At 31.2% G+C, this 13,613-nt stretch carries 11 protein-coding genes, 1 tRNA gene and 3 pseudogenes; 5 read left to right on the forward strand and 10 right to left on the reverse strand.

Annotated features, from left to right (window positions below):
• Window positions 1-345: 345 nt before the first annotated feature.
• The 4 genes and pseudogenes from HDR40_RS00740 to HDR40_RS09880 form a co-directional block, all read right to left on the reverse strand.
• Window positions 346-570: a hypothetical protein gene (locus HDR40_RS00740; RefSeq protein ID WP_290625315.1), complete on the reverse strand. Its 225-nt coding sequence runs from the start codon at window positions 568-570 to the stop codon at window positions 346-348.
• A gap of 106 nt (window positions 571-676) precedes the next feature.
• Window positions 677-1,073 (reverse strand): annotated as a pseudogene (locus HDR40_RS00745) (type II toxin-antitoxin system HicB family antitoxin).
• Between the two features lie 580 nt (window positions 1,074-1,653).
• A pseudogene (locus HDR40_RS09875) lies at window positions 1,654-1,707 on the reverse strand (hypothetical protein); the annotation flags it as partial.
• A gap of 132 nt (window positions 1,708-1,839) precedes the next feature.
• On the reverse strand, window positions 1,840-2,184 hold the full coding sequence (locus HDR40_RS09880; RefSeq protein WP_365936759.1) for a restriction endonuclease subunit S: 345 nt from the start codon (window positions 2,182-2,184) through the stop codon (window positions 1,840-1,842).
• Between HDR40_RS09880 and HDR40_RS00750 the strand changes: the two are divergent.
• A pseudogene (locus HDR40_RS00750) lies at window positions 2,173-2,487 on the forward strand (restriction endonuclease); the annotation flags it as partial. The gene HDR40_RS09880 and the pseudogene HDR40_RS00750 overlap by 12 nt on opposite strands.
• Before the next feature lie 224 nt (window positions 2,488-2,711).
• Window positions 2,712-2,799: transfer RNA gene (locus HDR40_RS00755), tRNA-Ser, on the forward strand.
• 80 nt (window positions 2,800-2,879) lie between these two features.
• Here HDR40_RS00755 and HDR40_RS00760 read toward each other — a convergent pair.
• Complete coding sequence (locus HDR40_RS00760) at window positions 2,880-3,608, reverse strand: DUF975 family protein (protein ID WP_290625317.1); 729 nt, start codon at window positions 3,606-3,608, stop codon at window positions 2,880-2,882.
• A gap of 160 nt (window positions 3,609-3,768) precedes the next feature.
• Complete coding sequence (locus HDR40_RS00765) at window positions 3,769-5,364, reverse strand: Mbeg1-like protein (RefSeq protein WP_290625319.1); 1,596 nt, start codon at window positions 5,362-5,364, stop codon at window positions 3,769-3,771.
• 324 nt (window positions 5,365-5,688) lie between these two features.
• On the opposite strand from HDR40_RS00765, the gene HDR40_RS00770 reads away from it, so the two are divergent.
• Window positions 5,689-7,602: a YSIRK-type signal peptide-containing protein gene (locus tag HDR40_RS00770; protein WP_290625321.1), complete on the forward strand. Its 1,914-nt coding sequence runs from the start codon at window positions 5,689-5,691 to the stop codon at window positions 7,600-7,602.
• Between the two features lie 428 nt (window positions 7,603-8,030).
• Here HDR40_RS00770 and HDR40_RS00775 read toward each other — a convergent pair whose 3' ends face one another.
• Genes HDR40_RS00775 through HDR40_RS00785 form a run of 3 tightly spaced genes read right to left on the reverse strand, consistent with a single transcriptional unit; the run spans window position 8,031 to window position 11,143 of the window.
• A complete protein-coding gene (locus HDR40_RS00775) occupies window positions 8,031-8,861 on the reverse strand; it encodes an energy-coupling factor transporter transmembrane component T (protein ID WP_290625323.1) in 831 nt (276 codons plus the stop codon).
• 19 nt (window positions 8,862-8,880) lie between these two features.
• Window positions 8,881-10,575 carry an ABC transporter ATP-binding protein gene (locus HDR40_RS00780; RefSeq protein WP_290625325.1) on the reverse strand — a complete coding sequence of 565 codons (1,695 nt, stop codon included), beginning with the start codon at window positions 10,573-10,575 and terminating at the stop codon, window positions 8,881-8,883.
• 1 nt (window position 10,576) lies between these two features.
• On the reverse strand, window positions 10,577-11,143 hold the full coding sequence (locus HDR40_RS00785; protein ID WP_290625327.1) for an ECF-type riboflavin transporter substrate-binding protein: 567 nt from the start codon (window positions 11,141-11,143) through the stop codon (window positions 10,577-10,579).
• Window positions 11,144-11,334: 191 nt separating this feature from the next.
• On the opposite strand from HDR40_RS00785, the gene HDR40_RS00790 reads away from it, so the two are divergent.
• Together HDR40_RS00790 and pyrR are read left to right on the forward strand one after the other, a co-directional pair.
• Window positions 11,335-11,946, forward strand: a complete 612-nt coding sequence (locus HDR40_RS00790; RefSeq protein ID WP_290625329.1) for a DUF4767 domain-containing protein — start codon at window positions 11,335-11,337, stop codon at window positions 11,944-11,946.
• A gap of 16 nt (window positions 11,947-11,962) precedes the next feature.
• Window positions 11,963-12,502, forward strand: coding sequence for a bifunctional pyr operon transcriptional regulator/uracil phosphoribosyltransferase PyrR (gene pyrR / locus HDR40_RS00795; protein ID WP_290625331.1), 540 nt, complete (start codon window positions 11,963-11,965; stop codon window positions 12,500-12,502).
• Window positions 12,503-12,588: 86 nt separating this feature from the next.
• Here the strand turns inward: pyrR and HDR40_RS00800 are convergent, their stop codons facing one another.
• On the reverse strand, window positions 12,589-13,482 hold the full coding sequence (locus tag HDR40_RS00800) for a zinc ABC transporter substrate-binding protein (protein ID WP_290625333.1): 894 nt from the start codon (window positions 13,480-13,482) through the stop codon (window positions 12,589-12,591).
• Between the last annotated feature and the right edge of the window lie 131 nt (window positions 13,483-13,613).

Here is a 13,613-nt window from a genome sequence, read left to right on the forward strand (position 1 = left end):
CACCAACTAAACCTTTATCAGGACAAACAGTAAAAGTGATAAGTGCAGTTGCTAAAACGTTGGGTAAGACACCGGGTGAAGTATTAGATGAATTAATTGAACTAGAAAAGTGATATAATAAAAGTTATATACGGAGTATAATAAAAAGCCTGCTAAATTTCAGCAGACTTTTTATTTTTGTTGCACGTTCAAAAGCGATAAATGTTGATGTATCAGTTGATTACAACGGTTATATAATACCTTGATTACGAACGCAAGTGGGGTCATCCTAGAGTAATTTGTAATCTATATAGATTATCAAGACTAACTGAGTGATTCTGATATGAACCCTAAAATTAGGACATATTATTGAGCACATCTTTCTTTTATGTAAGTATCTACTTCACGTTGTAATATTTTACATTCAATAAGCTTTTTGGCAAACTTTTCTCGTTCTTTTAATTCTTTTTGGAGTTCTGCTTTTGAATATTTATCTATAAAATAGCCAATTTCTGGTGGTCTATTGTTAGTAGTTAAAAGATTTAAACTATAACATAAACGATGAAAATAATTTCCTGAATCCTCAGCCAAACAAATCAAGTTATGACTCTAAGTAGTGATGATCCTTAATTAATATCATGTTAAGTTCTTGACTTAATGATATTAACTTTTAATATATTAATTTATTTACCACTACTTATGATTGTTGCATATTACGTAAAGCATCAGTCACAACTTTAGAAACATTAATTTTGTTTTTCTTAGCCCAATTATTTAAATTTTCTGGAATAGATACATTTCTTCTGACAGTTTTTATTTTGATTTAACCATTTATCCATATTCACAGGGACCCACATAATGAAATCATCCTTTTCAAGCTTCCATTTTCTAGGGTCTTGTACTTCTGGATATTCAGTATCAAAAATCATGGTGGCGATTGCATCTTCTGCATGTATCATCGCTTCTTGTAAACTGGTGCCATCGGTCACCATACCTTTAATATTAGGCGAAACAACGCTGAAATAATGTCCTGTTTCATCATTGCATTCTGTAACAATGACGGGATAGATAAGTTCCTTACTTTTTTCATTCATTAGATAATTTTAAAAGAATATGCCAAACAAACGAGTTGTAAAGTCGTTTAATTATAAATGATTCACTTTCTTTATTTATAAGACAAGTTTGTCATGCCTATTAAGTTTTGACTGAGCGTCTTGAATGATTATTGTTCCGTACGTTTGCTTAACTCTTCATCATACATCAAAATTTTTGCAATCTGGATGTAGAAGTTTTTTATGTCCATCACTTTTAGAAACTGATCTTTTAAGCATAATAAACCATTTTTAGTTTTGTTAGCGCATTCTTTTATTTCCTTTCCTTGATTTCTGTATAAATTATACAGAAAAGGCTATATCTAATGAAGAAAAGTACAAAATTTTTATACATAAAATATAAATAATATTTTTAACTTAATTTCATACATTACTTAAGATCCTCTGCACGATTTTTCATATAATTCATCAAATCTTTATTATTAGTAAAACCAGGAGTATTATCTTCAATTAAGCCCATATCTTTAGCTTCAGCTAAAAGAAGTGCTCTTTTAGTTTCTTTAGTAGGAGTATCGGAATTAGTGGTAAGAGAAAAGGGAATACCTTTTTGTTTAATAATTTGCTTAAAGTAGATTTTTATACTTGTTGAAACATCTAGACCTAATTCATCAAGTATTTTTTCACTTCATCATGATCTTTTTCGTTAGCGCGGTAACTATATGTATGTGACATAATAATACATCCTTTCTGTCTCTATAAATTTACTTTTATTATACTACGATATACATACATTGTATTTTTACTCTACTTAAACAAACATATTTTGAAGAAGGAATCGTTTCAATTTTTTCAATGAATTTCTTCTACTTTTATTTTTTTCTTGGTATATATTTATTTTATCTAATAAATTGCCTATAACTTTTTGTTCTTTATTAGATGGTATTTTAATCATAAATTTAGTAGAAAAATCTTTAACCACATGCGGAATATTAGGAGTGCGAAAATTAAAATAAATTTTATTTTGATTACTTTTTAAAAAATGATATAAGTAAGAACTTGAGTATTTAGGGAAATATGCTTTTAAAGTAGAATCTAAAGCATCTTCAATTCCACGATATACAGTACCGGATTTCGGGTGATGGGCTATGGTTATTTAACTAATGATGACTTTAGAACTACACGTGTTGCTATTCAGGCTAAACGTTGGAATATAAATAATATGATTTCATCCCCTGAAATTGACAAATTTAGAGGATCAATGGATAAATTTAGGGCTGAATATGGTGTATTCATTACTACATCTTCTTTCACTAGAGAAGCAGTTAAAGCAGCCCGTTCAGGAACTAGAATTATAACCTTAATTGATGGCGAAAAGTTATTAGATTTAACTGCAAAGTACCAAGTATTTGTTACTCCTAAGACTATATACGAGTTGGATAAAACATTTTTTAAATAAAGTTAGTGATCAGAGCAGCAAACTAAGCCATTACTAGTAGGGCTATATTGAAGTTAATAACTAAGCTCTATGGGGATGGGTTATAGCTTCTGGATAAACTGATTAATCTAGAGTATGAGAACTAAATTAAGTCAAATAAAAACGGCCTACTGAATTTCAGTAGGCTTTTTATTGAATATAGTTTACACTAAATAAGTACAGTATGGTATAATTAACAAAGTTATGGAGAGTTGGCAGAGTGGTAATGCACCGGACTCGAAATCCGGCGAACCGGCTTATACCGGCGCGCAGGTTCAAATCCTGTACTCTCCTTTTATAAAATTAAGATGTCGCTTAGCTCTAGGACTTAGCGGCATCTTTTTTGCTTTCCACAGAATAAAATTTACTAGCCATTAAAATGTGGCTTCATTTTTCATTTGTTCATAGCGTTCAGCTAAACTCATGTAGTAGTAAGGTTGGCTATAGACATGTGACAAACTTAATGTTACTACTGCTAATAATTTCCATGGCAAAAAGCTGATGATTAACTGCATATTTTCTTTCAGCCATGGCTTAGATATTTGAAAACTACGTCTAAGTACTTCAAAACTTGTTAGTTTAGGTTCATCAATAATTAATAAGAATATAGAAAAGAATAGTGATTCATACATTACATCTCCTAGATACCAAAGGATAATACTCAATAGTGTAAGCATTATTAATATAGGCTTGGTAAGAAATTGATTAATAATGAGACGATAATCAAAGGTAGAAAGTGTATGATGGTGTAAAAACCATATAAATATTGGTTTTGTTTGAAAGAGAAGAATGCTAATAGTTATTAAAGCAGGTATTAAGAAGCAGATACGAATAATTAAAGAATATGAGCTAAGCTTAAATATTTTTTCCCATGGAATTATATGACCATTTGTTAATTTATTTTCTTTTGTAAGATAAACTGCGAGACGCATAGCATTTTTGATTACTAGATATAGAAACATTAAGGGGAGGGCCAAAAATAAGGCAATTTTTTTGCTAATCTTGATTAGAACTCCAAATAATAAAATAAAGATCATTAAGATAATCATCTTATCCCAATTGCCATGTAACGACTGTTTGGCTTTCTTTTTATCATTAGACACTTTTTGATTTCCCATTGCTTATAAAATAACCTTTCATAATTATAATTACTAATAATTTTAGCATGGAAGATACTAAAAACGGTGATAGGTAGCTTTTTAACATAAGACAATAAAACCCTCTTACATAAATTTTACTGTAGGAGGGTTTTATTACGTTAAATTATCGATGACTTTTTGGCATTTTTTTGCGTTGTGAAAATAATTCTAAGATCAATTTAAATAAACCATAGACTACTAAAAAGATACCAACGAGTACAATAGTTTTTGTATTAAAGGAGTTGGGACTGATGATAATCATAATTCCTGCCGCAAAAGCTAGCAAACCTTCAATTGTATCAACAATCTTTTTGAAAATGAATGATGATCTTTTTAAAATAACCTGACGTAATTTTATATAGGCAAAGCCAATAAGGAAAATGCCTAAGACATAATGAGCTAAAAAGCCCAGTAATTTATTATTAGAAATAATGCCAATCGATAAGGCAAAAACTATCAAATATGAAATAATGAAAAAACGTTTTTGCTGAGTTTTAAATTTTGAAGTAGCAATATCTAAAATATGACTAGCACTCCAAAAAATTCCAAATAGTGAAGCTAGAAAACCAAATGAGCGATATGAATAGTTAGGGAAAGTTAGATTGATAACCCCTAAAATAATCATCCCCCAACCAATCAACGATTCTCGTGTAATGAAGAGTCGATCGAGATGTAAACCACGAATGCTAGACCAAATTGTGTGCCATAAACTACCTAAAACAAATCGCGTTCTACGAGAAGAATCAGTTAAGGAAAAGAGTATAGCACCAAAACCACCAAAGCCATTTTTATTTAATTCAGTTATTTTTTCGGATCCGCTGGCAGCTAGAGCACCAAATAAATCATTAGTTAATGATTCGCGTTCTTCTGGTGTAGCTTCTTCAATCCATTTATTAATCATTTGATTATAGATAACGGATTGTGGGTTGCGATGTTTACTAGTGACAAATTTGGAACTTTCTACTTCCCAGCTTAATGGATCGTGTTGAGCTAATTGTGTTCGATTAGAAACAACAATAGTAGCATCTTCGCCTTCTTCAGGCTCAAATAAGCGGCCAATAATACTGAATTCAGGGACATATCGTTTGATTTTCGTATGTACTTCATCGACTCGTTTACTTAGTCCTGGACTATCATAGGTATAAACGGCTGCTATTTTATTTTTTAAATTTGTAGGCAAGTTTAATGCAGCAAATTCTGCCAAATTTCCACCTTTAGAGTGTCCAACTAAAGTATATAATGTATCATCGTGAGAAATAATCTTTTGTACATATGATAAAGCAGCTGCTTGAGCTGCAGTAGTTTTAAAACTAATCTCGAAATCTTCTTTCCAGCCGACAATTGTGTCATCAGTTCCACGAAAAGCAAGATAATGTGTATTATCAGAAAGCCTAATTTTGATTGCGCTAAATTGAGTTTCATGAGTCAAAGTCTCTATATAAAAAGAGAGTTTAGCATCAGAGAAACGCTTAGACTGGGACATTAGTTTGAGTAATTCTTTTTGTCCTGGACTATTCTTGCGAAGTTGACCAGTTTTAAAATATTCTTGTGCAGCATCTTTGAGTGTAATTTCTTTATTATTATTGGAAACGATGCCTTTAAAATCTATATATGATAAAACAGCAAATACTAGCCCATCAACTTCTCCAAATGGGAGTGCATTAAGACTAATATCTCCACGCCATTTGATATAGGATAAAATATTATTTGTATTGTCCATATTTGTTATCCATCCTTTACTCTCATCTTTATTTTACCGCTTCTGGTGGGTAAGCTGCTACTTTTAGTTTATAAATGAATTGATTTAAAGTACACATAAACTCGGGTTGATTAGTTATGAATCAAAATTTAATTATTGTGAAGTGTGAATAATTGAATCATCTATTTTAATGTTTAGAGTTAAATATTATCTGCTAAAATTGTAAAATTTTTAAAAATATAAAATTAACAATTCTTAAACTTTTTATTGTTGCCATCTAAGTAATTGATAGCCTATAATATAAGCGTTGAATAAATTTTTTGCGATATTCGGAGGAATTCAACATTGAAGAAAAACGAAAAGAAACTTAGATTTTCAATTAGAAAATTAGCTGTTGGTGCAGCTTCAGTTGCTATCGGTGCAACCTTACTTGGCGTAGCTAGTCAAAACCAAGAAGTTCAAGCTGCTGATACTACTGCAACTACTTCGACTACTTCAAGCCAAGATTCTCTTAAAATTGAGAATATGACAGTGCATATGACTGATGCAGAATTTGCCAAAATTAATGATGATGGCTTTTTCAATGAAAACAGCACTAATGCTCAAATTGTGACTGATTTTGCAAAACAAGTTCAAACTGCAAATCCTGGTTATGAAGTAACTGCCGAAGCTGAACAGGGTGAAGTTATCGTTAAAAAAGATGGCACTACTGTTAAAACTATTAAAGTTGCAGAATACTTAGTAAATGCAGGTACACTTGCTACTACTACTAAATTCGTAACTCCAAATACTAGTGATGAGTTATTCGTTCCTGTTAAGGTTAAAAGTCTAACTTCATTAACTACGAGCGAATTTAGTCAAGTAGAAAAATTGATCAAGTCTTTGAACTCTAATGTTGAATCTGTTACTCAATCTGGTACTAAAGCAATTATTAAGTTTACTGATGGTTCAACTAAGAATCTTTCTAATAAGACTTTAGTAAACGAAGGTTGGATTAGTACTTTTAACAGAACTGGTAGTTTAAACACTTCTGCAACTACGGTTCGTCTTTCAGATGAAAAAGTTGTTGTAAAAGACGCTAAGAATTTAACTGATGAAGAAAAAGCTCAAGTAATTGAAAGCCTTGAAAATGCTAACAGTGGCCTTTCTGATAAAGCAACTATTAAGGTTTCCGATGACGGCTATGTCAGAGTTACTTTCAATACTACCCAAGGTGGTTTTACTTGGTTACAACCTAGTGATGTTATAACTACTGATACAACCACTAAGGTTAATGGTACTGTTAAGGTAAAGACGAATACTCGTTTGTATACTGAAGCTGGTAAAATTACCAAAACTACTGTAAAGAAAAATAGTAGTTGGAAGACTACTTCTAAGAAGATAATGAATGGTAAGACTTATTACCGAATTGATTCTAATAAGATGTGGATTCCAGCTTCTAGGGTAACATTTACTGCTACTAAGACAGCTGCTACTGTTAAGGTTACTTATAAATCTGCTAAGAACACAGTAACTATCAAGGATGGTATTACTAAAGTTTCACTTTATGACCATAACTTGAAGAAAGTTACTACTACTAAATCCGGTTCCACATTCTATACCACAATGGTAAGAATGGAAAATGGAAAGATTGTTGCTTACCGTTACAAGACTAACCAATGGATTAAAGTTAGCGATATTGCAAAAGTAGCTGCAGGTAAGACATCAACTACTTCTACTACTAAAACTACTTATCCTGCATATGCTGCAACTGTAGTACTTAAAGATGATGCGAAAAAGAAAGTATCACTTTATGATTACAAGTTAAGTAAGGTTACTGCTACACTTTCAAATGTTTCATACGTATATACTACTAATGTTAAGAAAGTAAATGGTAAAGTTGTTGCTTACCGTTACAAGACTAATCAATGGATTAAAGTTGAAGATGTAGCTAGTGCAACTGCTGGTCACAAGAAGCCTACTATTAGTTCTACTTCTTCAAAGACCACTTCAACTGAAACTACTACTACTAAGAAAACAACTACTAAAACCAGTAGTACAACTAAGTCACCTAAGATGACTGCATCCAAGGAAACTTGGAAAGTGGGTTACAAGAACGTTCAAGCTTACTTAATGGACGCTTCTGGTAAAAAAACTAAAAACATTGCATATGGTAAAAAGGTTAACGCTGTAGCTGTTGGTACTATTAATGGCCAACGTGCTTGGAAGCTAAGTGATGGTAGCTACATTTATGCTAAGTACCTTGTACCTGTAAAGTAATTATTAATTAAATTGTTCATAACTAAACTAATATTTTTATCAAAATATAAGCCAAATAGTTATTTTGTTTTATGAAAGTAAAGTTATGCTTTAATACGAAAAGGCGATATTTGAAGGGTATTGCTCGAGGTGAATTTTTCGATATTAAATTTACGTAAAAAAGTTAATTTTATCGACAAAAAGCAATATAATTATCAATAAGAAATACATTTAATTTCGATCTTGGAAAATTTCACGAAAATTTATTAGTTTTTGTAAGTTTCTATAGCTGCAAATCTAATGAAGTTTCTTGAATCTGACATGTTCAGGGAAGAGAACGACTTTAAATTGTATAATAAAATATAAGAAAGCTGGAATTTATCTAGAGGGTAAACAGCTTTTTTATTTTAATTAAAAACCACCTACTTCAATTGAAGTAGGTGGTTTTTTTAATTGAATGGGTTATAAAAACGACCAGAATTAATTCTAAATAAAATGATAACAATTAAAATAAGAATAAATGCTAATGTAATTGTTAAATAATCAGCTAATTTAAAGGATTGTGTCACATACCAGGTTCGTTTTTTCTTTGAGCCAAAACGGCGTAGCTGCATAGCAGTACTAATAACATCAATTTTATCTAGACTTGAAAAAATTAGTGGCATTACAATATTTAAAGTACCATGAATTCTTTGGCTAAGATGAGCTTTTTTAGAAAGTTCATTACCTCGAGCTTGTTGAGCTGCTGAGATAGACCAATAAGAACTTTGAATATTAGGGATATAACGTAAAGCTAGAGATATAGAATAAGCAATTTTATAAGAAACACCAATTTTATTCAAGCTAGCCGCAAATTGGCTCGGATTAGTTGTGAGTAAGAATAAAAGAACTAATGGAATAGAACAGATATACTTTAAGATAACATTTAGTAAATAAAACAACTCTTGAGCGGTTAAGGTAAAGTATCCGGCACTGATTAGTACAGTTTTAGAATGATAAAGAGTTTGACCATAAGTGGGTTGAAAGATAAAGACAGCAATAATATTAATTAAAGCAAAAATCATAATGAATTTTATAATGAAAGAAATTTGAGACCATTTAATTTTTGCAATTTTTAATAAAATTAATGAAAAGATACAGATTACTAATAAAAATCTTGTGTCAAAAGTTATCATACAAGAGATAGATACTAATAGTAGAAAAATCAATTTGGTTGTAGCATTAAGCCCATGAATAAAGCTGTTTCCAGGTTGATAACCTAAAATTTGTTCATCGTGCATTGTGAACCTCCTAAAGATTTTAGTACTCGCTTTTAATATAAGCTTCGACAAATTGATTTGGATCAGGTAATTGATAATATTGAGCTAAATTAAATAGACTTGTGCGTTTAAGTGAAGCTTTCTGTACTAGTTCAATATTTGTTAAAAGATTAAGTGGGGTTGTGTCTGCAATTAATTCCCCCTTAGCAAATGCTAAAGACCGATTAGTGTATTCCATCATTAAATGCATATCATGAGTAATAATCATAATAGTCTTACCTTGTTGATTAAGCTCTCTTAAGAATTTCATTATTTCTGTGTAGGTTTTCCAATCTTGACCAGCAGTTGGTTCATCAAGAATAAGTAAGTCAGGTTCTAATACTAAAATAGCGGCAATAGTGACTCGCTTTTTTTGACCAAAACTTAAAGCTGAAATTGGCCAATGTCGAAAAGGATAAAGACCACATACTTTTAAAGTACTAATGACACGTTTTTTAATTTCATCTTCACTTATGTTTCTTAAGCGCAGCCCCAATGCTACTTCATCAAAAATCATTTTTTGTGAAATCATTTGATTGGGATCTTGCATTACGTAACCAATTTTTTCTGCTCGTTCTTTAATAGAAAGATTGGCAAGATTTTGACCTTTAAAAGTAATATTACCTGAATAGGGAATAAACCCACAAATTGTCCGACAAAGTGTAGTTTTTCCAGCCCCATTTTGTCCAACTATTGAGATGAAATCTCCTTGGTTAATAGTGGCGGAAATATCATGTAAGGGATAAGATTGAGTTTTACTGTAGCGGTGACCAACTTGATTAAGTACAAGTAAAGAATTTTTCTTTTTATGAGTAGTATTTTTAAAGTTAGAATGAGCCCAGTTTTGTAATTTACTACTTATTTGAGGATTTTTAGGTAATGCTAAAATATTATCTAGTTTGTCAATTTTCCTTAAGTCTACTCCTGCTTTTTCCATTGCAGTAAGATATAGGGGAGGTCGAACTCCTGCTTTTTCTAGGTTATTGGTGTGCAATAATTTGTTAGGAGAAGTATCAGAGATAATTTTCCCATCATCTACTAGTACTATTCGATCGACCGGCTGAGTTAAAACTTCTTCAAGGCGATGTTCGATAATAATTACGGTAGCATTTAATTCCCGCTGGATTGAGTTAATAACTGCCATTGTTTTTTCACCAGCTGCAGGATCTAAATTAGCTAAAGGTTCATCAAATAAAAGAATAGGAGATTCGTCAACTAAAACCCCAGCGAGGGCAACTATTTGTTTTTGACCGCCTGAGAGAGCTTGCGGAGATTGATGCAAAAGATTGGTAATATTCAATTTTTTAGCCCATTTTTTAATAGTTTCCTTCATCTTATCTTGATTTTTACAATCATTTTCAAGTGAAAAGGCAATATCTTCACCAACTGTCAGACCAATAAATTGGCTATCAGAATCTTGTAAAATAGTTGAGGTAGTAAAAGAAAGATCAAAAATTGATGTTTGCGTTATATTTTTACCATTAATAGTGCAAGTTCCTTTTATTTCTCCCTCGTCAATTTCTGGAATAAGGCCATTTAAACATTTCCCAATTGTGGATTTGCCACTTCCAGAGGGACCAGCAATTAAGATTTTTTCGCCAGGCTGAATAGCTAGATTAATATGTTTAAGCGTAGGTTCAGCTTGACTTACATATTTAAAAGAAAAGTCTTTAAATTCAATAATTGGTTTATTCATTTTAATATTCTTTCTTTAAACTTCCTTTTTTTATTTTAGTACCAGCGTATGCTTTTAATAGAATAGTTCCCAAAATTAACGTAGAAATTGAGTTAACTATTGTAGCACTAATTCCTTGCAAAAATACTTTATTAGCGGGTTCACTATAAATTAAAATATCACCAATTGGTGCAATTACTAGCCAACTGAAGGCATTCGCAAAAACTTGAACAATATTGAAAAAAATTATTTGTTTAGGAGAAAAAATACCATTTTTTAAATCAAGAAATTTATTACCATAAATTCCGACTACAAAACCTAGCATACCAGTGGCTAATACCCAGCTCCACCAAGTTTGTCCGTACATTAGAAAATCAGAGAGGGTGTGACCAATAAAACCTACGCTAAAACCAACTTTAGGCCCATAAATCGTAGCTAGTAGAACTAAAAATGGGTAAACAATTTCAATATTTGTATTAGGAATTCCTGTTGGAATAGAAGTAAAACGAGCTAAAATAACATAGATAGCAGTTCCTATACCAATGGCAACAACATTACGTACTGAAGTTGAGGTTTTTGTTTTATTCATTTTAAAATCTCTTTCGTTATTCTATTGATAAACTCAATTTAGAGAAAATTTTCTCATTCGTCAAGGAGTCTAATTAATGTAAACGGATACTGGGCTAAAAAGGTTATCAGATAGATAAAATTTGTTTATAATAGTCGTTCAGGACATAAAACATGGTAAGATTAAAACTATAATTATGAAGAGGTGATACAATGAAAAAATTAATATTTTTTACAAGCACGATTTTAATTTCTTTTGGTCTCACAGGATGTAGTCAAAATAATTCGTCATCTACTTCAACCACTTCTAATCAAAGTTCCAAAAAATCAAATACTTCTACTAAGAAAGTAGCACAGGCTCCAACTAAGCAGTCTAATAAAACAAGTTCTACAACTTCTTCTACGAAGTCAAAGACTTTATGGTCTAAATCAAAATCAAAGCAGTTACAAAAAGTAGTCAAAGAATGGAGTTCTGCAGCTGATCAAACTTATCGGGAATATACGGGTCATGGTTCAATTAAAACTGTTGGTGGTGTCACTTATCCCGAAGCTTTTGGACATAAGAAATTCTCAATTGATAACCATCAATCAATTGATATTGGTTGGAGTCCGGAAGGTAAAAATAAGTATGAGTATAATGTAGTAGCTATTTATAATCGTAATGTAAAGAGTAATGGCTGGCATACAACCTATTTGTTCTGTCTACATAAAGGAAAGCCAGTAGTCTTAGTTGACTCTACTACCAATGTTGAAGTTATCCCATTAACTGTTAATACAGATGAAAACTTGAATGAAGGATTTGCAAAAATTATAAATGAAAAATAAGAATGAGGCAGAATTTATGACAAAAGAATTATTTGATTCAGTTGCAATTAAGCGTGCATTAACAAGAATTACGTATGAAATTATTGAAAGAAATAAGGGTACAGAAAATTTAGTTTTAGTAGGTATCAAGACTCGTGGAATCTATTTAGCTCAAAGAATTGCAAAGAGGATTTATGAACTAGAAGGAGTAGAAATTCCAGTTGGTACCTTGGATATTACTTTATATCGTGATGATCGTCATGATGCATCTCGTCATCAAGATCCAGTCGTTAAATCTGAAAAAGTTGGAGTAGAAATTGATGATAAAAATGTTGTCTTAGTCGATGATGTTATGTATACTGGCCGTACAATACGAGCAGCGATGGATGCATTAATGGATGAAGGTCGTCCTAAAAGAATTAGTGTCGCAGTGCTTGTTGATAGAGGACATCGTGAACTTCCGATTAAAGCGGATTATGTTGGTAAAAATATTCCTACCTCACTTAATGAACAAGTAGCAGTACAAGTGACTGAAATTGATGGTAAGGATAATATTGAATTAAAAAAATTGAATTGAATAAATAGTATTTATTAATAAAAAAATCAGATGAGCGGTATTTTTGATAAAACGTGCTAATCTGATTTTTTTAGTTATAATTAAATTTATTTTTTAGCGACTTTGGCTAAATTTTCGTAATTTTGGGTAATCCACTTCAAATAAGTAGTGCCGTTTGGCATGGTTTCTCTAACTGAAAGGATAGGTATATTCTTAGCTTGAGCTTTTTTGATAAAACTGGAAACAGTTGAACTTTCTACTTGAGTATTATTCACAAAGAAAGCAATCTTTTTACCAGCAATATCTTTGTTCATCTTGTTGATGACTTGTGGTGTTGGATCTGTCCCCTTTTCGATTGCATCTTCGAAATCTTTATCGCCAATTTTGAATCCAGTAGCTGATAATGCATAATCAAAAACAGGTTCACTTACAAAAACAGGCTTGCTGTTTTTGCCATTGATTTTATTAGCAATAGTTTGAACTTTGTGAATTTTAGCAATATATTTTTTGCCATTTTCTTTATAGTAAGAAGCATGTTTCTTATCTAATTTAGAAAGTTGTTCAACTAAATAGTTGGTATATTGAACAGGCATATTTAAATCATACCAAATATGGGGATTAGCATTACTTTTAAGTTTCATGATATCATTCCCCACTTTAATGACTTTTTTACCACTCGCATCAGCTAATTTGTCAAGCCAACTATCATAGCCTAAACCGTTAGCTACAATAATATCAGCATTTTGAATATTTTTAGCATCACTAGTTTTAGGCTCAAAATCATGTGGATCTACATCGCCTGTAACAATGGCTTGAGCATTACCGTATTTACCAACAATATTATTCGCAATATCCGCATAAATATTGGTACTAGTTACAATAGAGATTTTATTATCCTTTGAAGATTTTGAGGAGGTGGAATTAGAATTACCACAGCCTGTAAGGATAACTAAAACTAGCGCTAAAATTGAAAATAAACTAAATAATTTTTTCTTATTCATAAATATATGAAATCTCCTTTAAAATTTGATTTAGCTATTATCTAAATCATATCAGAATACATGAAATATTAATATTAGTCAATAATATTAATTGTTTCATATTATAAATGAGAACAATTTTTGTAGATTTA

The organism is Lactobacillus sp. (genome assembly GCF_014803895.1).